The sequence below is a fragment of the Bradyrhizobium sp. CB82 genome (assembly GCF_029714405.1).
In the GTDB taxonomy this organism is placed as follows: domain Bacteria; phylum Pseudomonadota; class Alphaproteobacteria; order Rhizobiales; family Xanthobacteraceae; genus Bradyrhizobium.
In genome coordinates this window covers 271,401-289,792 of the sequence record NZ_CP121651.1, presented here as the reverse complement: position 1 = coordinate 289,792, position 18,392 = coordinate 271,401, and the positions used below count along the sequence as shown (strand labels likewise).

At 60.9% G+C, this 18,392-nt stretch carries 20 protein-coding genes and 2 pseudogenes; 13 read left to right on the top strand and 9 right to left on the bottom strand.

Annotated features, from left to right (window positions below):
• Positions 1–186 precede the first annotated feature (186 nt).
• Positions 187–1,394: pseudogene (locus QA640_RS45245) on the bottom strand (IS256 family transposase).
• Between QA640_RS45245 and QA640_RS45240 the strand changes: the two are divergent.
• Positions 1,318–1,728 carry an ABC transporter substrate binding protein gene (locus tag QA640_RS45240; protein WP_283043751.1) on the top strand — a complete coding sequence of 137 codons (411 nt, stop codon included), beginning with the start codon at positions 1,318–1,320 and terminating at the stop codon, positions 1,726–1,728. The pseudogene QA640_RS45245 and the gene QA640_RS45240 sit on opposite strands and share 77 nt — an antisense overlap.
• Positions 1,729–1,973: 245 nt before the next feature.
• Positions 1,974–2,813: an ABC transporter substrate-binding protein gene (locus QA640_RS45235; protein ID WP_283043750.1), complete on the top strand. Its 840-nt coding sequence runs from the start codon at positions 1,974–1,976 to the stop codon at positions 2,811–2,813.
• Between the two features lie 187 nt (positions 2,814–3,000).
• Here the strand turns inward: QA640_RS45235 and QA640_RS45230 are convergent, their stop codons facing one another.
• Positions 3,001–3,744, bottom strand: coding sequence for a hypothetical protein (locus QA640_RS45230; RefSeq protein ID WP_283043749.1), 744 nt, complete (start codon positions 3,742–3,744; stop codon positions 3,001–3,003).
• 430 nt (positions 3,745–4,174) lie between these two features.
• Here QA640_RS45230 and QA640_RS45225 point away from each other — a divergent pair.
• Positions 4,175–4,603 (top strand): annotated as a pseudogene (locus QA640_RS45225) (IS110 family transposase); the annotation flags it as partial.
• On the opposite strand, the gene QA640_RS45220 reads toward QA640_RS45225, so the two are convergent.
• Positions 4,581–5,792 (bottom strand): branched-chain amino acid ABC transporter substrate-binding protein, encoded by a 1,212-nt coding sequence (locus tag QA640_RS45220; RefSeq protein WP_283043748.1) that lies wholly within the window; start codon positions 5,790–5,792, stop codon positions 4,581–4,583. The pseudogene QA640_RS45225 and the gene QA640_RS45220 overlap by 23 nt on opposite strands.
• Before the next feature lie 374 nt (positions 5,793–6,166).
• Between QA640_RS45220 and QA640_RS45215 the strand changes: the two genes are divergently transcribed.
• The gene (locus QA640_RS45215) at positions 6,167–8,563 is read left to right on the top strand and encodes an ATP-binding protein (protein ID WP_283043747.1); all 2,397 of its coding nucleotides are present in this window, start codon (positions 6,167–6,169) and stop codon (positions 8,561–8,563) included.
• Between the two features lie 98 nt (positions 8,564–8,661).
• Here the strand turns inward: QA640_RS45215 and QA640_RS45210 are convergent, their stop codons facing one another.
• Positions 8,662–9,303: a ParB/Srx family N-terminal domain-containing protein gene (locus QA640_RS45210; RefSeq protein WP_283043746.1), complete on the bottom strand. Its 642-nt coding sequence runs from the start codon at positions 9,301–9,303 to the stop codon at positions 8,662–8,664.
• A gap of 895 nt (positions 9,304–10,198) precedes the next feature.
• Here QA640_RS45210 and QA640_RS45205 point away from each other — a divergent pair.
• Together QA640_RS45205 and QA640_RS45200 are read left to right on the top strand one after the other, a co-directional pair.
• The gene (locus QA640_RS45205) at positions 10,199–10,594 is read left to right on the top strand and encodes a hypothetical protein (RefSeq protein ID WP_283043871.1); all 396 of its coding nucleotides are present in this window, start codon (positions 10,199–10,201) and stop codon (positions 10,592–10,594) included.
• Between the two features lie 142 nt (positions 10,595–10,736).
• Positions 10,737–11,009, top strand: coding sequence for a hypothetical protein (locus QA640_RS45200; RefSeq protein WP_283043745.1), 273 nt, complete (start codon positions 10,737–10,739; stop codon positions 11,007–11,009).
• Positions 11,010–11,382: 373 nt separating this feature from the next.
• On the opposite strand, the gene QA640_RS45195 is transcribed toward QA640_RS45200, so the two are convergent.
• The 3 genes from QA640_RS45195 to QA640_RS45185 form a co-directional block, all read right to left on the bottom strand.
• Entirely contained in the window at positions 11,383–11,604 is a 222-nt protein-coding gene (locus QA640_RS45195; RefSeq protein WP_283043744.1) for a hypothetical protein, read from the bottom strand.
• A 4-nt stretch (positions 11,605–11,608) separates the two neighbouring features.
• Positions 11,609–11,749 carry a hypothetical protein gene (locus tag QA640_RS45190; protein WP_283043743.1) on the bottom strand — a complete coding sequence of 47 codons (141 nt, stop codon included), beginning with the start codon at positions 11,747–11,749 and terminating at the stop codon, positions 11,609–11,611.
• A 168-nt stretch (positions 11,750–11,917) separates the two neighbouring features.
• Positions 11,918–12,382 (bottom strand): hypothetical protein, encoded by a 465-nt coding sequence (locus QA640_RS45185; RefSeq protein WP_283043742.1) that lies wholly within the window; start codon positions 12,380–12,382, stop codon positions 11,918–11,920.
• Positions 12,383–12,671: 289 nt separating this feature from the next.
• Between QA640_RS45185 and QA640_RS45180 the strand changes: the two genes are divergently transcribed.
• The 7 genes from QA640_RS45180 to QA640_RS45150 all read left to right on the top strand — a co-directional run bounded on the left by QA640_RS45180 (position 12,672) and on the right by QA640_RS45150 (position 16,436).
• The gene (locus QA640_RS45180) at positions 12,672–13,244 is read left to right on the top strand and encodes a VOC family protein (protein WP_283043741.1); all 573 of its coding nucleotides are present in this window, start codon (positions 12,672–12,674) and stop codon (positions 13,242–13,244) included.
• A gap of 141 nt (positions 13,245–13,385) precedes the next feature.
• A protein-coding gene (locus QA640_RS45175; protein WP_283043740.1) for an IS630 family transposase occupies positions 13,386–14,325 on the top strand; the annotation gives its coding sequence in 2 pieces (ribosomal slippage) (positions 13,386–13,732 and positions 13,731–14,325; 942 coding nt in all).
• A 59-nt stretch (positions 14,326–14,384) separates the two neighbouring features.
• On the top strand, positions 14,385–14,873 hold the full coding sequence (locus tag QA640_RS45170) for a hypothetical protein (RefSeq protein ID WP_283043739.1): 489 nt from the start codon (positions 14,385–14,387) through the stop codon (positions 14,871–14,873).
• A 15-nt stretch (positions 14,874–14,888) separates the two neighbouring features.
• Entirely contained in the window at positions 14,889–15,068 is a 180-nt protein-coding gene (locus tag QA640_RS45165; RefSeq protein ID WP_283043738.1) for a hypothetical protein, read from the top strand.
• 213 nt (positions 15,069–15,281) lie between these two features.
• Complete coding sequence (locus QA640_RS45160; protein ID WP_283043737.1) at positions 15,282–15,683, top strand: hypothetical protein; 402 nt, start codon at positions 15,282–15,284, stop codon at positions 15,681–15,683.
• Positions 15,684–15,932: 249 nt separating this feature from the next.
• Positions 15,933–16,109 carry a hypothetical protein gene (locus QA640_RS45155; protein ID WP_283043736.1) on the top strand — a complete coding sequence of 59 codons (177 nt, stop codon included), beginning with the start codon at positions 15,933–15,935 and terminating at the stop codon, positions 16,107–16,109.
• 117 nt (positions 16,110–16,226) lie between these two features.
• Positions 16,227–16,436, top strand: coding sequence for a hypothetical protein (locus QA640_RS45150; protein ID WP_074123533.1), 210 nt, complete (start codon positions 16,227–16,229; stop codon positions 16,434–16,436).
• 868 nt (positions 16,437–17,304) lie between these two features.
• Here the strand turns inward: QA640_RS45150 and QA640_RS45140 are convergent.
• Together QA640_RS45140 and QA640_RS45135 are read right to left on the bottom strand one after the other, a co-directional pair.
• Entirely contained in the window at positions 17,305–17,859 is a 555-nt protein-coding gene (locus tag QA640_RS45140) for a hypothetical protein (protein ID WP_283043735.1), read from the bottom strand.
• A gap of 260 nt (positions 17,860–18,119) precedes the next feature.
• Positions 18,120–18,326, bottom strand: a complete 207-nt coding sequence (locus QA640_RS45135) for a TOBE domain-containing protein (RefSeq protein ID WP_283043734.1) — start codon at positions 18,324–18,326, stop codon at positions 18,120–18,122.
• Between the last annotated feature and the right edge of the window lie 66 nt (positions 18,327–18,392).

Below are 18,392 nucleotides of genomic sequence, written 5' to 3'. Positions count from 1 at the left end.
TCGCGATAGCGAAGTGCTCGCCGTTCTGTCGGTAAGGGCCGGATTGCCGACCATTGGAGGCTTCCGAGAGAGCGCTCAACGAGGCTTGATGATTGGCTATGGTCCAAGTCTCCGAGAACTGGGCGAGCAGGGGGGATGTCCCGATCGCTGTTGAACTACGCCGGGCCGACGTTGCCGGAATGAATGTTACGCGGCCCTCGTGACGTGGGCAACGGGCTTGATCGTCATGCGATCGTGGTGAGCTTGAAGGGCCGCACGCAGAACCGACAATTGCTTATACGCCTTCAATCGTCGGAAGCCCTTGTTGGCCTCGATCATGCCGGCCGCGACCCAGCGCAAGGCCATACCAGCATCCCGCCAGCGTTTGACGTTGCGAGCGACGCGGCGAATGGTGCCCATCATGTTCTCGGCGATGTTGGTACAGGCGAGCGATCGACGAAGCTCCTTCGGCAGCTTCAGCCGGACGACAATCAGGATTTCATCGAGGCCTTCAAGGATGCTGGCCGCTACGCCGGGCCATTGCTGGTCGAGTCGACGCGCGAGATTGCGGATCAATTTTTCAGCCTTGTCGGCGTCATCGAGCTCCCAGGCCTGGCGCAGCACCCGACGGGTGGCCGCATGATGCTCTTTCGGCAGGCGTTCCATGATGTTGCGCGCCTTGTGGATCTGGCAGCGCTGGATCGCAGCGGCCGAACCGAAGGTGCGGCGGATCGCCTTCGACAACGCCTTCGCGCCGTCGGCGATGAACAGTCTTGGCACCGTCGGGTCGAGCCCGCGCGAGACCAGGTTGTCCAGCAGGGCCTGAACCGTTGCGGCGTTCTCGGTCGCCCCTTCCACCAGCGCCAGCGGATGCTTGTTGCCTTCGCCGTCAACCCCGATCGCGGCCACCAGCACGAGATCGTCGCCGAGATGCAGCCCGTCGATTTGGACCACCAGAAGGTCGAGCGCGGACAGATCGGCAGCCATGAAGTCGGCCAGCCGCGCCGCCGACAGCGCGACGAACCTCCGCGAGGCCGCCGACTTCGAAACCCCGATCCGGGCGGTGCCGGCACGTCACCCTCGGGCAGCCGGACAGCGCGGCCGAACCGGCGCGTCGACACATTGATCAGCATCAGGTTCATCGCCCAGCGACCGAGCCAATCCTCCTGCGCCGCCGTTTCCCAGCTCGGGATCGTGACCTCGCGGCCGTCCACGCCCCGGACCCGCGGGCGCTCGACCTCGATCTTGCCGCCGTGGAAGCCGATCCGGCCCCGCGTTCGGCCCCAACGGTGCGCCTGCCGCCCCGCATCGCGACCGTGGCGCGGCCCGCAGGCCGCCGTGACATCCGCCTCCATCATCGTGCCGAGCGCCTCGATCCCTGCCGCAAGGCAGAACCGATCGAAGCTCGCCCGCACTTCTGCAAACGCTTCGTCCACAGCCCCGGTCGCCGGCGAACCAGCCGGTGTGATATCTCTCGTCATGGCGTTGCTCTCCTTTGTGGAATCAGCACCCCGAGCCTACCGGCTCAAGGTGGGCAACGCCGACATCTTCAGAAATTCAACAGAACCCGGGACATCCCCCGAGCAGGCAGCAACTTATGTAGTGCGCATATTCAATGGCGTACCCCCAGGCGAGTTACCGTTTCAAGGACCCACCCGCTTCGACTTCACCATCAACATGAAGACGGCCAAAGCGCTTGGCGTCACGATCCCGCCGTCTCTCCTCGTGAGCGCCGAAGTTATTGACTGAGGTCTTCTGTTGACCAAAAGCAGGCGTTGGACTCTGCGCAGGTCTGGTCGCTATAGTACAGACTGCGATCACGGATACCTTGTCGCCCACTGAGTGACCAAATGGGAAGGATTACAGCTACGATCGCATTTCTGGCAGTGTTGCTCCTGTTCGGTGCGCCAGCTGGAAGCGAAGCCGCAGGGACCGCACCACGCGTCGCGATCCTGTGCGTCCCGTCCTGCAGCGGAACCACCTTCGAGGCTTTGTTGGACGAGCTTCGCAATCTCGGCTGGGTAGAGAATGCTACGATCGTCCTTGAACGTAAGGAAGCGGGTTCGCGGCTCGATCAGTTACCGGTGTTCGCTGCCGACCTCGTGCGATCGAAACCCGATCTCATCGTCGCGATCACTCCTCAGGCAGTGCGCGCTGTCAAGGAGGCGACCTCGGACATACCGATCGTGATGCTCTTCGTGGCTGATCCGGTTGGTGTAGGGCTTGCGTCAAGCCTTGCTCATCCAGGCGGAAACCTGACGGGTGTCGCTACGCTAGTTCCAGGCGCTTTCATGGGCAAGATGCTTGAAGTGCTTCGGGAGCTTCTCCCGCACGCGAAGCGCGTCGCGGCTTTTCTCAACCCCTCGAGCGAGACTTTGCGCCTTTTATTTCCAAGGGAAGCACCCGCAGCAGCCGCTAACCTCGGCTTTGAGCTTGACGTCATCAACGTGAAGGAGACGAACGAAATTCCAGGCGCAGTTGCCGCCGCTAAGGCTGGAGGGGCAGAAGCCTTGTGGATAGTGGGCGATCCCATCTTCCACAGTCCGCCGCACCGGGTGCCAGATCTCGCAGTCCAGGCACGTTTGCCGTCGATCTATCTTGTCCGCAACCTAGTACAGGCGGGCGGATTGATTTCGTATGGGCCGGACTTTCCCGGTGAGGCTCGACGGGGAGCCCACTATGTCGATCGGATACTGAAGGGCGCCAAACCGGCCGACCTGCCAATTGAACAGCCCGCCAAGTATCTGCTCGCCATTAATCTCAAAACTGCAAAATCGCTTGGTGTCGAGATCCCGCCTTCCCTTCTCGCGCGTGCAGATGAGGTCTTTGAATAGTAGCGCGCCGTTCGATGCGGCCGCTTGCCCAATCGGCGTTCCACCAGATCAGCATCCACGATCACGACCTGATGCCTCATGGCGAGCCGCCAGCTCGTGCGACCGTCACAAACCCTTAGCTTGGATTTCTGGATTTTGGGCGTCATCGCAACAAAGGCTTAGAGTTTGAAGATCGTTTTGCTTATGGTTAAGGCCGAGCCTTCGAAGCATATGGCCAAAGCGGGACGCGAAAAATCTTGAAGCCAGCGATTTCAGGAAACCCGTCCGCTGCGTCAGGAGACACGAGGGCCAGCACAGCAGCCGTCACCTCGCCATTGCTGAGCCGATCGATCGCCGCGCTGTGTCCTGCACTCACCTTGACTGAGACCCCTGCCACCACAAACCCGACCCAAACATCAACGCTGGATGCAGAATACCTTTCATCCATCGCAACACTTTTACCCGCAAGATCGGCTACCGACTTGATCTGCGGACGAGCCATTACAACGGCAACCAGGAGGTCCGTGGGTTCGACATTGTCCGTCATTCGCTCCGCGACCTCGGTCGCAGCCGCCACCTGCTCTTTCATGGTTCTGCTTTTAGAATTCGGAGAGAGACCCACAGTGGGCTGCCCTATCGTACCCAAATCCGCATCGGCTTTGCTTTTCGGCTCGAGTTGCGTCCTCAACGAGGGAGGTGGGAGCGGGACGCGAGTTGCCGTAGGCTCAGTTTTTGCTCTGATGCTTGCAGGTTTTGCTTTCTTGGCGATGAAACGGGCAACCCTGTCACGGACCCGAAGAGGGGGCGGCTTTTCGTTCTTGAGCTTGGTTTCTGTCGGCGGATCGGTCTTCAATGACGCGAATTCGATCGGCTGATGAGCCGCCGTTCCGGTAGCCGCTTGGTATGATGGTTGACGGCTGCAGCCGACCAAGGTCGCCGCGAGCGCGATCATGAGAAGCGTTCTCAAACAATCCACCTCAGAGGATGAATGTCCGCCGTCATTCGCTTTGCGTATTGATCTCCGCGCTAAGGGTCTATCTCTTGCGCAAAAATGTTAAGGGCGCACTAACCGTCAGGGGTCCGTAGTGCGCGATCCCCCATATGGTTAATGTCGGCTCGGCTGTGGCAACGTCGAGTTTCCACCTTAGCGAATTTCTGTCGCCAACGTGCCTCTCGCACCAGAACCGGTCATATGTCAGCTTGTGTGCCCGAAGGCGAAGATCGCGATGGCCTTCGGCACCTCAACAGTCGAGGCCAGACCGGACATGGCGGAGACGCGACCAAATCGACGCGAATGATGTGGTGGACGACGCCCGCTCCCGGCATCGAATGTGCCAAAGGGTGATCGTTGAACCACGAATCACCGGAGGGGGGTCGTCCACATGCAGGTTAGCACCATCGGCGTTGATCTCGCCAAGAACGTGTTCCAAGTGCACGGCGTGGATAGTGCGGGCAAGGTCGTCATCATTCGTCAGTTGCGGCGCAAGCAGGTCATTGACTTCTTTAGCAAGATTTCCCCTTGCCTGGTCGGCATGGAAGCCTGCGGAACCGCGCATCATTGGGCGCGCGAAGTCTCCAAGCTCGGTCACACCGTCCGTCTGATGCCGCCGAGCTACGTGAAGGGCTATGTCAAACGGTCGAAAAACGATGCGGCCGACGCAGCCGCCATCTGTGAGGCCGTGACACGCCCATCGATGCGGTTCGTGCCGATCAAGTCGGCCGATCAGCAAGCCTTGCTGATGTTGCATCGAACGCGGGATCTTTTAATCCGTCAGCGCACGCAGCTGATCAATGCGCTCCGAGCCCACCTTGCCGTGCGGTTGGGCCGGGTGACTCGAACAGCTCACTTCCCGGGGGGCGGCAGCAGATTTCCTCATAAGTGCGGTCATGCCAGCGGTACATCGAGTATTTGAAGCCCTGGACGTCGCCCTTGCCGTCGAAGGTGATTGGCCCGAGCACGGTCTCGTACGTGCCTTCGTGTAATGCCTTCTCCAGCGCGTCGAGTTCGGACGACCCCGCCCTCGTGCCGGCCTCCGCAAAGACTTGGATCGCGGCGTAGGCATACAGGGTATAGCCCTCGGGGCTGAAGCCCTCAGCTTCGAATCTTTTTACCACCTGAGCCGCCGAGGCCAGCTTACGCGGCTCGGGGCCGAAGGTCATCAACGTGCCCTCTGCGGCAGAACCGGCGAGATCCCAATACTCCTGATTGAACGAGCCTGAAGTCACCATCATCGTAGCGGTCAGGCCGTACTCGCGCGCTTGGCGCACGAACAGGCCGCTCTCGGTGAAGTAGCCGCCGAAGTAGATCAGCTCGATGCCGACGGCCTTCATCTTCGTGATCAGGTCACTGAATTCCTTGTCACCTTGCGCTATGGCTTCGTACATCCTCTCCCGGACGCCACGCTCGTTCAGTCGCCTTCTAAACTCATCGGCGATGCCTTTGCCGTATGCGCTCTGATCGTGGACAACGGCGATCCTGTCTGCCAGTTTATGGTCGACGACGTAGTCAGCGGCAAACGCGCCTTGAACGTCGTCACGTCCGCACACGCGGAAAACGTTCGCAAAGCCTTGGTCGGTGAGCCGCGGGTTGGTCGAGGCTGGGCTGATCATCAAGACGCGCTTCTCGTGGTAAACCCGTGAGGCCGGGATTGAGGCGCTGGAACAATAGTGCCCATCGATGAAAACGATCTCCTGCCTAGCGAGTTCGTTGGCGACCTCCACCGCCATCTTGGGGTCGCAGCCGGCGTCGTCGGCGATCACGAGGGTAAGCTTCTGGCCATTGATACCCCCGCTTTCGTTGATGTCGCGCACCGCCAGCTCAGCGCCCCGTCGGAGCTCTTCACCGAACGTCGCGTACTGCGCGGTCATTGGGGAGACGCTCAGCGGGCCGACAACGGCAATCCTGATTTCAGCCCGTGCAACAGCGGTTGCGCCCGCGGTCCCAATCGCAAGGACCGTCGCGCGGATGAGACGCCGGCGGAATGGTGCTGGAAAGTGCATCTTTCCCTCCCTGTTCGATGCCGTTCGCTCGCCGTCTACTTCTGGTCCTCGAGCCGTTGTAGACATCCCGCCCAGTTATTCCGGAATTGTAGCCTAAAGAACGTCGGACCCGGGATTCTTTTTGATGCCTGTGCTGGATGCTCCAACCGATAATGGGCTGTACCGGTGGAGCGGTTGCGCCATTCGGGAGATAGAGTCAATATTGCCGGGCGCCCGATCGTGGGCTCCGTTCGACACCCTCGGGCGGGTCGCAGCTATCCGGCATCGAGGCCGGCGAGGCTCTTCGCTCGACCGGCGGTCGAATAACGCGTAGCGCTAGCTGTACTCCGTCGTTCTCGCTACGCGGCAGAGAGCGCGGCACGGAGGACGAGACCATGCCGGGGCCTGTGAGCGTACGCTGGCGGCTACTGGTTGCGTTCCTCGGCATCAGCGCCTTTGCCGTGCTCGCCGCCGCGGCGTCGATGTGGGCCTTACTCGTACTCGGCAGGGTCGTCGAGCGGACAACTGAGGAGCGTGCCCCGGCGGCCCTCGCCTTGTTGCAATTGTCGCGCCAAGCCGAACGGATCGCGGCCGCCGCTCCGGCGCTTCTCGCAGCCCCGGACGAAGCCGGTCGCACAAAGGTTGCCGCCGACATCCGTACGCAGCTCGCCAAGCTGGAGGCGATCCTTGTTGAGCTGCGCGCCACCAGTGACCCGACCGTGTTCGGCCCGATCGAAACCTCGGTGGCTGGGCTCGGCAGCAATCTCGATGCGCTCGACGGACTCCTCGCGGAGAGGCTCGCGACCGCCCAGACCAAAGCGAAGCTGCTGAGCCGGCTCTCGACCACAGTGGTCGGCAGCAACCGGCTGGTGGCGCCGGGCATTCTCGTGCTCGATTCGCAAATCGCGGTATGGCGGCACGCCGGGGGTGAGGGATCCGGCGAGAACCTCGCCCGTGCGGTCGCAGGTGCCGTTCCACTGCAAAAAGCGCAGCTCGAGATCGCGGCGCTCAATGACAGTCTGCTCAAGGCCGCTGACGCCCGCTCGTCGGCGGACCTGTCGCTGCTCGCCTTTCCGCTCAAGCGCTCGCTTTCCGCGCTTGAGGCGATCGCGGCTGAATTTGAACCGTCGCTCCGGGATCGCTTCCATGACCGGCTGCATGAACTCGTCGTACTCGCGGAGGGGCCGGATGGCTTGCCGGCTGCCCGCGAGCGCGAACTCCAGGCGCTTGGCCGTGGCGAGCGAATGCTGGCCGAGAACGCCGCCCTTTCCCGTGGTCTTACCGAGGCTGTGGATCGACTCGTGGCCGGTGCTAAGGCCGACATTGCGGCCGCCAGCACAGAGTCGAGGCGTGTCCGGGAACTGAGCACCGCTGTGCTTGGCGCAATCGTGCTGGCCAGCCTTCTAAGTTCGGCGTTGATCGTCTGGCTCTACGTCGATCGGCAGCTGATTGGCCGGCTCAAGGCTCTCGCCGGCACCATGCTCCAGATCGCTGGCGGCGAGCTCTGGGTACCGCTGCCCGTGCCCGGAGGGGACGAGATCGGCCGCATGGCCGAGGCGCTCCGCGTATTCCGCGATACAGCCGTGGAGGTTGAGGAGCAGCGGCTGCGTGAACGCCAAGTGGTCCTAGATACGATCGACTATGGCGTCCTTATCCTCGACCCCGAGTTGCGGGTGAGGATGTACAACCGCGCTTTCCGCGATCTCTGGGAGCTCCCCGATGAGGTCCTCCGGGCGCGCCATACCCTGGAAGAGCTGCTGCTGGGCTACAGCCGGCGCGGCCTGCATGGCGTGCCCGAGGAGGAGTGGGATGGTTATGTTGCCCGTCGCTTGGCTGAGGTGCACACGGCATCGACGCCGCCGCAAGAGTGGCATCGCCCCGACGGGCGCGTGCTCCAGTACGAGGTCGTGGCTCTCCCAGATGGCGGGCGGATGCTCACCTACTTCGACTTGACGCGTCTCAAGCGCGCCGAGGAGGCATTGGTCCATGCTCAGAAGATGGCGGCGCTCGGGCAACTGACCGCCGGCATTGCTCATGAGATCAAAAACCCCCTCAATTTCGTCAACAACTTTGCCGGCCTCTCGGTCGACCTGTTGGAGGAGCTGAAGGACGTAGCGGCGAAGGCGGTCGGCGCCCTCGATCCCGGCAAGCGGGCCGAGATTGTCGAGACAATTGGCATGCTGACCGGAAATCTGAAGAGGATCGTCGAGCACGGTCGCCGCGCTGACGGCATTGTTCGGAGCATGCTACAGCACTCACGAGGTAGCAGCGGCGAGTGGCAAGCGACTGATCTGAACATGCTGGTCGAGGAGGCCCTGAATCTTGCCTATCACGGGGCGCGCGCTCAGGATCAAAGCTTCGACATCACATTGGAGCGCAACCTCGACCGCGACCTCGCACCGGTTGACGTTGTACCTCAGGAGCTGACTCGCGTGCTCCTGAATCTCATCGGCAACGGCTTCTATGCCGCTAACAAGCGGAGTCGCGAGAACGACGGAGCTTACCGCCCGGAACTGAAGATCACGACCCGCGAGTTCGGCGAAAGCGTTGAGGTCCGCGTGCGTGACAATGGCATTGGTATTCCGCCGGAGAACAGGGAGAAACTGTTCCAGCCTTTCTTCACGACCAAGCCGACCGGCGAGGGCACGGGGCTTGGGCTGTCGATCAGCTACGAGATCGTAACGCAACAGCACGGCGGCACCATCACGGTCGACAGCGAAGTCGGCGAATTCACGGAGTTCACGGTACGGTTGCCGCGCCGGCGGCATGCAGTGGCGGGAAGAATGGGATGAGCCCAGATGTCGGCAATTGGCCCCATCGCGTCATTTCGCTGCGTTGCGGTATTTGGTCGGTATCGGGACATTGCGGACATCATGCAAAGTCGCACCAATCAAACTCGATTTATGAAACGCGCCCTAGCTAGATATTCCGTGCAGATCGCGGCGAGCGCATTGCCTTGTAGTGATCGATTGGGATTGTCCGGATCGCGCGGCTTGGTCGCCTTGGCTATCGCCCGCTCGACGATCCCGAATTGCTCTCCGTACAGAATGAACGTCATGTCGCGGAATGGCGACCGATCGCCGTCCGGCAATTCGGGCATCGCCTCAAGCTCGCCGATCCCGACGGACAGTTTCGATAACTCGTCCTCGCTGATGCCGGTAAGCCCGATCTCGAAACCGCCTTCCAGCAAGTCGCTCAATTCGAGCCGCAGCATCTCGTCATCCCAATCGCTCGCGTCAGTGAGCCGATTGTCCGCGATGACATAGGCGCGCTTCTGCTGATCGCTCCACTCGCGGGCCACGATGACCGGCACCTCGGCGATGCCGAGGAGTTTGCCTGCCGCCAGTCGGCCGTGACCGGCTAGAACCATTCCATGATCAGCCGCGAGGATCGGCATCGTCCAACCCCACTGCCGGATCGACGCCGCGATCTGCTCGATTTGCCCGGGCGAGTGCCGCCGCGAATTCCGCTCATAGGGCCGCAGGCGATCAATGGGCCATGTTTCCACGGTCGGTTTGACTAGCACATCCATGATTTGCCGCCTGCAAGAGCCTTGCCGGTTGTGACCCACGATGAAGCGAACTGCCGTAAGCACCTGACGGAACTGCGGGCGATCGTCAGCTTGGCAACCTTAGTAATGTCTATTGTTGGCCATCGCGCCGCGTCGCTTGGGGAGCGAAGCTGACATCACTTCGGTGCGTCACGCCACACACAGAGTCAGCGGAGTGCATCGAAAGAAGCCCGCCATTCGCGACGGGCTCAAGTCAAGGGAGGAAAGCGCCATGAAGACGCAGCTGAAGTCTACGACAAATCGCGCCGATGCTGTGTATCGCGATTGACACAGTGAACACCAAACCAGTCGTGAGCTGGTATCCCGCTCTTCTGGGCAGCTGTGAGCTTTGCAGCCAAGGTTGAGAGTAGGCGAAGAAGTAAGGCCGCGTCAGTTGGCGGCCGCTTGTTGAACGGCGACCTGTGGCAGACGACCCTTATGGTGGCCGTCGGCCTGGGGAGCGCCCGCGAGCGCCCATATAGCCTCAGCGAGCGCCATGGATGCCGCCAAAACGCAACTTTGTCGTGCTCCCCCTCGTCTACTCCATCAACATCAAAGCACGTAAGCACCGGTAAGCAATTCTGGCGCCGCCCAGATCGTGCGCAACGTCGCTAAGCGTAAGCCGCCTCCGTTCGGTCGGATGTCGCCTTGTGGCCTCTCGCGACCGCTCGAGACTTGCCTCGACATCAGCTGTCAGGGGCACTCCCGACATGGCCGTCACCGGACGGACATCGGTCAGATCGAGTCCCGCTATGGAGCCGGCTCCTGCGCGCCTTGAGTTGATATGTGAACCTCGCCGCAGCCGGAACATACTCACATTCATAGGCGCAGTAACAATTCGCTCGGGAGTAGCAGGGGGCGTTGCGTCGTGCTGGTCATGCGCTGGATTTCACTAATCGCGGCTATGGGGCTTTGGCTGATGCCATTGCCGACGATGGGGCGTGACCTCGACGGGCGTTACGCGAGCTCTCCACTCAAGCCGTGGTTTGACCAACTGAAAAGCCGCAACGGCCTCTGCTGTTCGTTTGCCGACGGCTACGTCGTTGAAGACGCCGACTGGGAAGCGAAGAACGGTCACTATCGCGTGCGAGTGCCAAAGAGCCCCGACTCCAAAATCATGCTGTGGGTCGATGTGCCGGACAATGCCGTCATCACCGAGCCTAACAAAGCCGAACGAACCATGGTCTGGCCTGTCTATTTCGAGGGCGATACAGACGACGAAGGCTATCCATACGTAGCGATCCGCTGTTTTATGCCAGGGACCATGACCTAGATCGGCAGTTCGATCAACAATGGACGCATGTGAAGCAGTTCACATCGGTAATAGGTGGTCGAGTTTAGATTAGCTTAGGTTTAAGGAGCCACTCAACGGCTGGATATTTCGTATGCGCATCCCTTAGCGAGGAGAAATAACCATGCGCTTTCCTTACATCGTAGTTGCGACAATCGCCGTGACGATCACCGCTCCCGCCGTCGCCGACCCAAGTATTACGAGCTATTACCTCGTTCAAGACAAAGAGACGAACACGTGCAAAGTCTTGGACGTTAAGCCAACCCCTAACGGGGTTCCAACGCTTGTTTACGAAAGTCGTGCGCTGGCTGAAGCTGCTATAGCTCAAGCATCCGCGTACGATTTTTTTGATTGCAGCATCACCGGTGCATTTACCGACGTTGCGCAAACAAAGTAGGGCGTGTGGCGGTCGGCCGGTCGCCGAAGTCAATTTCGTGAGCCCACGAAGCGAGGCTGCTTCATTTGGTGCACGGGGATTTTGCAGGAAACCAAAGACCAAAAACGCGGTCCCGAAATACGCTGATGGCGGGCGGTCCGCGATCCCGCGCCGTTGCGGCTTTCCCAAAGTACCTTAGCAATCAATGGCCCTCCGGGGGCCTCGCGCCTCGGTCAGTCGATCCACGTAGCGCGCCAGCCTTTGCGGTCGGCGTATCCGAGAACCCGCTGCCGATCCCATCCGATCATATAGCGGAGGATGGGTGCTGCTCTCGTGACCCGCCGGGTCTGGTCGACGACTACGGCAGCGTAGAAGTGGGGCGCGTCGATAACAATCATGTCTTCCGAGCGCGAGCCTGATCCAACTCGAATAACTCGACCTTGAGCGCAGCGTCTCGGAAGCCTAGCGAGACCAGCGCATTGTGGGCTTCCTCACGAGAGATGGCGCCTGAGAGGTAGCGCTCGGTGATGCTGCGATAGTATGCGCGCCATTGCGCGAGATAGGCGGGATCGAACCGATTGACCGACCTGTCTCGCGCGACAGGCTGGATCAGCACCGGATCAGTCCTTGTAGGGCGGGACGCCGGGCGCGGGATCTTCCGGCTTATCCGCCTTCGGCTGCTCCTGTTCGACCTTGTCCGCAGGCGGCTTGTCCGCATGGCGCCGGTCCTCGTGCTCGTCTTCTTTCGGCTTGCCTGGCATGGCACCCTCCGTGTTAGCGGCGCCGGATCGACATCGCCCGGATGACCGCAATGGCGAGGTTTTAGCGTCATCTCCTGCCGCATCACCTCGGCGAAGTCCTTGTAGAACGGCACGTCTTGCCGGATCGGGACCGACGGCCGAAGCGAATACATCAGCTTGATGCGGCCACTACGCTTCCGGCTCGACTTGCCCTGGCGTTGGAAGATGAACACACCCGCGCTTGAAGCTGTTCCGCAAGTTCTTCGGCTGTTGCTGGGTCGGCACGGCGCCGCCGCTCGTCCGTTGCACGTTGACCGATGATGGGATCGAGAGGTTGCCGCCCTTAGCCCGGCGCGTGCCGCCCTTGGCATGCAGGGACAGGTTCGCCCGGCCGAGCTTGTCGTAAATCTCAACCGTCAAGTCGCCCTTCGTCGCGCGCGATCCCTTGGTCGTCAGCGCGGCCTTCATGAACGATCGATTGCGGACCGTGACCGACGACGGCCATGTCGTCTCGATCAGATACGACCGGGTATTCTCGGCGGCCATGTTGAGGGTGGTCGCCATGATGTAGGGCATCTGATCGGCGGTCGCGCCGAGAGCCAAGGCTCGCTGCTCGATCTGCGAGAAATCGAAATCGACCCCGAACGTCGGCATAGGTGGTAGGTGTGCTCACTAAGCGTAGATGTCCGCTTCTGACGGGCCAGGCGGAAATCTTACGCTGAGCCAGAGCATTACTGCTCGTGACCCGAAGCAATCTTAGAGCAAGGAGTCGAACCGATGGTGAATCAAGGCAGGCAGTTTATCCTGAATTCTGTGCGACATCTTTTCTGACCTATTTCGCCGTGGTGGGCGTGCTCGTGACGATTTAGGCTAGGACTGCTAAATCCTCTTCAGATTTCCGAATATATCAATTCAACAATTTTCAAGGTGAGGAGCCGCTAGCATGACAACAGCAGATTCGGCACCAATTGTACCCATCGGGGTAAACCACATCGTGTTGAACGTCCGCAACATTGAGGAAAGTCATCAATTCTGGACGGAGGTCGTCGGCCTACGTCTCGTCGGCGAATTCCGGCAACGACCGGGTCGTAAGATGTGGTTTTATAGCGGCATGGGTCCCCATGGCCTCCATCACCACGATCTTGCGCTCGTCGAGAACACGAACCTGCCGGTGCCGCCTGCCGGATGGCAAATGTGGGACTCGCCCATGGCAATCAATCACATTGCGATTGCTTACCCAAGCCGCGAGGCGTGGTTGCGTCAGCTCGCCTATCTCCAAAGGAAGGGCGTGAAGTTCGACCGGCGCATCGATCATGGCATGACGCACAGCCTTTATCTCCACGATCCAAACGGGTATGGCGTCGAGTTGGTTTACGAACTGCCACGGGATGTCTGGGAGGGCGACATCGACGCCGCACTGAACTTTGCTGAGGTACGACCGCACGAAGGGGCCGAATTGCTCGTTGATCGCACCGACGTTCCGGTGTTCGGCACACAATCGAGACCATCAAACTAATCGAAGCCAGCGGAAGCTTTTGCCTAGGCGTCTTCGGCGCAGGTCTGCTAAAGCGGGATGGGGTTAGCTTGAATCGATTTGGGATTCCCAAATCAGTGTGTTTCTGATTCACCATGCTGGCTGGACTGGAGGCCAGCATGGATGGGCAAGCCTTATTCTCTGGATCTTCGCAAGCGGGTCGTGGCGGCAATTGAGAGCGGGATGTCCCGCAATCAGGCCGCCAAGCAGTTTGGGGTAGCGATCAGCACGGCCATTGGCTGGATGAAGCGGGTCGATGAGACCGGCAGCGTTGAGCCCAGTCAGATGGGCGGCTACAAGCCGAAGGCGATTTCGGGCGAGCATGCGGCCTGGCTGTCGCAGCGGATCAAGGACGGCGATTTCACCATCCGTGGTCTCGTTGCCGAGCTTGCCGGCCGCGGCCTGAAGGTCGACTACCACTCGGTGTGGGACTTCGTACATGCCGAGAAGCTCAGCTTCAAAAAAAAGCGTGGCGGCTGGCGAACGCGATCGTCCCGAGGTCGCGCGGCGGCGAGCCCAGTGGGCAAAGTATCAAGGTCGCGTCGAAGCTGAGCGACTGGTCTTCATCGACGAGACCTGGACCAGGACTGATATGGCCCCCTTGCGGGGATGGGCGCCGCGCGGGCTCAGACTTCACGCCAGGGTTCCTCACGGCCGCTGGAAGACCATGACCTTCCTGGCGGCCCTGCGCCATGACCGGATCGATGCGCCATGGTTCCTCGAGGGGCCGATCGATGGCGTGAGCTTCCGCACCTACGTCGAGAAGATCCTCCTGCCGACCCTTCAGCCCGGCGATATCGTCATCTTGGATAACCTCGGCAGCCACAGGAGCAAGGCAGTTCGCCAGCTCATCCGTTCGGTCGGCGCCAAACTCTTCTTCCTGCCAAAATACTCGCCCGACCTGAACCCGATCGAACAGGTCTTTGCCAAGCTCAAGCACCTGCTCCGCAAAGCTGCCGCGCGAACCGTCGATGCGGTCTGCGCCGCTATCGGCCACGCGCTCGACGGCTTCACCTCCGAGGAATGTGCCAACTACCTCAAAAATTCAGGCTATCGAACTTAATGCCATCACGCTTTAGTGGCCCAACCCCGACCTTGGGTGAGGCCCGCTCTCGCGCCGGTGTGGACTACGCGAACCTCCGCGATCTGGTCGATGCAGCGAAGCTTCTGGCGGCGTCCGGGCCTTACCTGCCGCCATTCATGCAGGGCAATGTCGGCGCCTGCTTCGCCAATTGCATGCGGGCGCAGGAGCTTGGGGTCTCGCCGCTCGCCCTGGCGAAGTGGACCTATGTCGTCGAGCAGTTCGTCGGCGGCCAGAAGGTCGAGCAGATCGCCTACGAGAGCCAGATGTTTCACGCCGTGATCGAGGCGCGCGCGCCGATCACCACGCGCCTGCAAGTTGCCGATGAGGGCGAAGGCGATATGCGGCGGTGCCGGGTGTGGGGGCGACCTTCAAGGGCGAGAAGGAGCCGCGCTATTTCCCGCCGCTCGATGCCGCGCCGGATCAGTTCACGCTCGGCAAGTTGCGCCCGAAGCGGAACGACAGTGGCCGGATCAAGGGCTCGCCGCTGTGGGACATCAAGCCCGACCTTCAACTGTTCTACAACATGAGCCGCGATTGGGCGCATGTATGCGCCCGATGTCATCTCCGGCATGCACGGCCGCGACGAGATGGAAGACGCGGGCTTCACCGTCGCGTCTGAGGCCGCGCGCGATGTCTCGCCGCGCCTCGCCGAGCGTCTGCGCGGCACCGCGCCCTCGATCGGTCAGGCGGCAATCGCCGCGATCGATGCGCAAGCTGCATAACACGCCCCGAAATCAAAAGCGAAGGCGCCTGCCGAGGGGTCCTCGGACGACGCGTAAAGACTGGAAGGAGTGGGAAATGCCTGACTGCTGCGACCCCGACGGCTCGCCCTGTACTGCGCCTATCATCGCGACCCGGATCGGCGACGTTCGCGGCGAACCCCGCCCGCCGAGCCGGTGGCCGAAACGCTCATTCCGAAAGCGGGAGGATCACCAATGAGCGCGGAGAAGGCGTTCGTTCATACGACGGTGCCCTACGGTGACGATGGGAAGCTGGTGCGCGGCGTCATCGCGCGCTGTGGCGCCCCGGGCTGCGAGGCCGCCATCCCGCTCGCCGTCAACACCTTGCAGAACTCGCGCGGCGACGACACCGAGATTGAATGGAGGTTCATCGCTCACAAGCTGGAAGCCAAGGGGTGGCATGTGGGCCGCAGCCGAACCGCTCATCGGTGCCCGCGCTGCCACAACGCCGCGAAATTCTCAGCGATCAGGAAGGCCGAAGCCATGCAGAACGGTAACGCGATGACCGACAAACTCAAGGTGGTGGCGGCACAGTGGAATGGCCGCATATGCGCGTCAACCGGCGCCCTGGCCCTTTCCACGCCCCGCCCGAAATAAGGCACTACGGCGTCGCGCTCGCAATCCTGCAGGCCTTCTGCGGCAATCGTTGCCTCTTGTCCGACGCAGCGAACGGGATCACCGTGCGCGCCCATGCCGTCGCACATGTTCGACCTCAGACCCGAACTGACAGGCTATGGCCTGATCCGTCATGTCGAGGTGAGCTTGCCGCTGGTGGCAGCTTCTCGATCAATGGAAGTATTTCATGGTCAGATCAGACCTACCTTCTCTCGACGGCCGCGAATTGCGATGACAGGAGGACGCCTCGGGCCGACGCCGCGATCGTTGGTCAAGTGGGCTGTACGGTTGGCCGAGAGCTCGGCGAGAAGCTCAAACGCCGCTATGAGCGCCAGGCGCTCCGACATCGCCACCGGCCGCCCGCGCCAGGACGCCGAGCTCGAGGAGCGGCTCGACAAGGTGCTTTAGTTTCGGTGAAAGCGCGGGGAGACCGATCTCACCGCGATCCAAACTGCGCTCTGGACACGAGCATAGCGTTCATGTTGGCTGCTATAGGCCGAGCCAACCACCTCAGGAGCCGTACCGATGCCCGACGTAAGGGAAAAGCAACGCGAAGCCCGCCGGAAGATCATTCGCCAATGGGCGAAGCTTCCGAAGGAACGGCGGCAGTCTATGGAGGCGATTTCTGAATTCGCCAGGACCGCTGCCCAGCAGAACGAAAATGCATTCGCCCACAGTCATCGTGATCCCTATGAAAAGATCATGAGCTGGCTATTGCCGCGTGCTCATCTCTGAGCGACCGAGCCGCACGGAACCGTCCTCCTCCTCTTGAGTTCGAGAAGTACTCCGAGGCTCGCAGCGCACCGATCAAGCTGATGCGGGAAAAGGGCGAGGTGCACTGGTCCGAGATCGCCGCCTTCGCGAAGCAGTGGAACGTGCCGACCTACGCCGTTCGCAAGTATCTCAGCAAGGCGGGCATCATGCGTAGGGTCAGTCGGGGCGTGTATGCCCTGAGCGACCGGACCTCATCAGATCGATGAACCATTGCTCCCCTCCAAGGCACGCCATGTTATCGTCGTCCATTTTTGGGGGGATGAAGGCGAGATCGAACCTGATCGCCAAGCGCAAGGCGCTGATGCTGGTTGGCCGATCTCGGTGGCCCGATGATGTTCGCGCGCGTCCCGGGCGCTCCCGTGACGGCCCCGAGCATGTGGTGATGGTGCCGTTGGAAGTTCCCACGAGCCTCAATTCGACCTCGTCGATACCGGCGCCGAACACTGTCGCGTGGCCTGCCGAATGTCTTTTGGTCGTAACGGTGGCGGTAAAACGATCGCCGTCGACTTGGCACGAGTGGTGCTGCCGCAGATAGCCCTCTGGCCCCTGATCCGCGTCTACAGATGCGTGCCCTGCGGAACGGTTGTCTCCGTCAGGGAGATGTAGCGCTGCGTTGATGGTCCGCCTATTCGACGACCCGATCGTCCTACCCGGAGGCCACAGGCTGATCACGCTGCGCGACGCAGCCACCTTCATCACGAAGCTACAGTAACGCGAGCAGGATGCTCCGGAATGGCAGGCGGCGATCGAGGCGCTGATGCTTGTTGCAGAGAGCGGCGGGCCGACCATGTTCGTCATGCGCGCACTCAACTCCGGTAGAAGCGCGGGACTACGCTGTCCAGCTTTCCGGAAGTAGGTGCAACATTGCCAGACCGAGGATTACGACGAAGATTGCAGCGAGTGCAGTGAGCGCAAAAAGAAAGGCTATCCAATAGGAACCCGGCAAATCGGCTGCGCTTTTGATGGCCGCGGCGGCAAGAGCCACCAACAGTATTCCAACAGTTACCCAGATATAAGCGCCCACAGCATTGCCTTCCACTCCACTGCCCAGCCCAGCGGCGAAAAACCAAAGAGATGTAACCCCGGCGACAGCCGACAGGAGCAGCAAGACTGCTCGACTTGTAAAATAGATGCTTGGATAGGAGGCGGCTCTTGCTCCGAGAAAGCAGAGAAACAGAACCGCACCAAAAAGCAAGAAAACTCCGCCTAGTGGGAAAGGCCGCCGATTAAGGGCATCAAGAAGAAGTTCCAAACCGCCGCCACCGAACATCAATATTCCAGCACTAGCGATTGATAGACTGCGTGCTGCCGCGAACAGTACAGCGACAATCACGGCGCCGATCACGATGATTTGCCCGGGAAGAAGTTGGATGGGACCTTTCATTCCGAGAGACCTCCTCGTGCCACATCATTCAGGTCGTACTTGCCCCGTCAGTTGCTCGCGAACGGTAGCCCGGCCTCGCGCAAATGCCCATCGTTGCGCCGATCAATCCCAAGGCCGTACCGGTGATCCTGACCACGGATGAGGAGCGCGACGATTGCGCACGCCGCGGGATGAGGCGAAGGCGTTGCACCGGCCGTCAACCTTAGCCGCCACTGACGCTGCATTGAGGCGAGTCAAGGACGCTAGTGGGGCTCCAATCCTCAGTCGATGCCGATCATCACATCAGACGCCTTGATCACTATGTAGACGCTGCTGCCAACCTTGATATCGAGGCCATCAACGGACTCGTTGGTGATTGAGGACGTGACCACCTGACTGCCAATGTCGACGGACACATGGGCGGTTGTGGCCACCTTCTTCACCTCCTTAACCGTTCCCTTGATCTGATTGCGGGCGCTGATACGCATGTTCAGTCCTGTCCTGAAAGGTTACGGCGCAACGTAGCTGACGGTCCACGAAATAGGACACTGTCA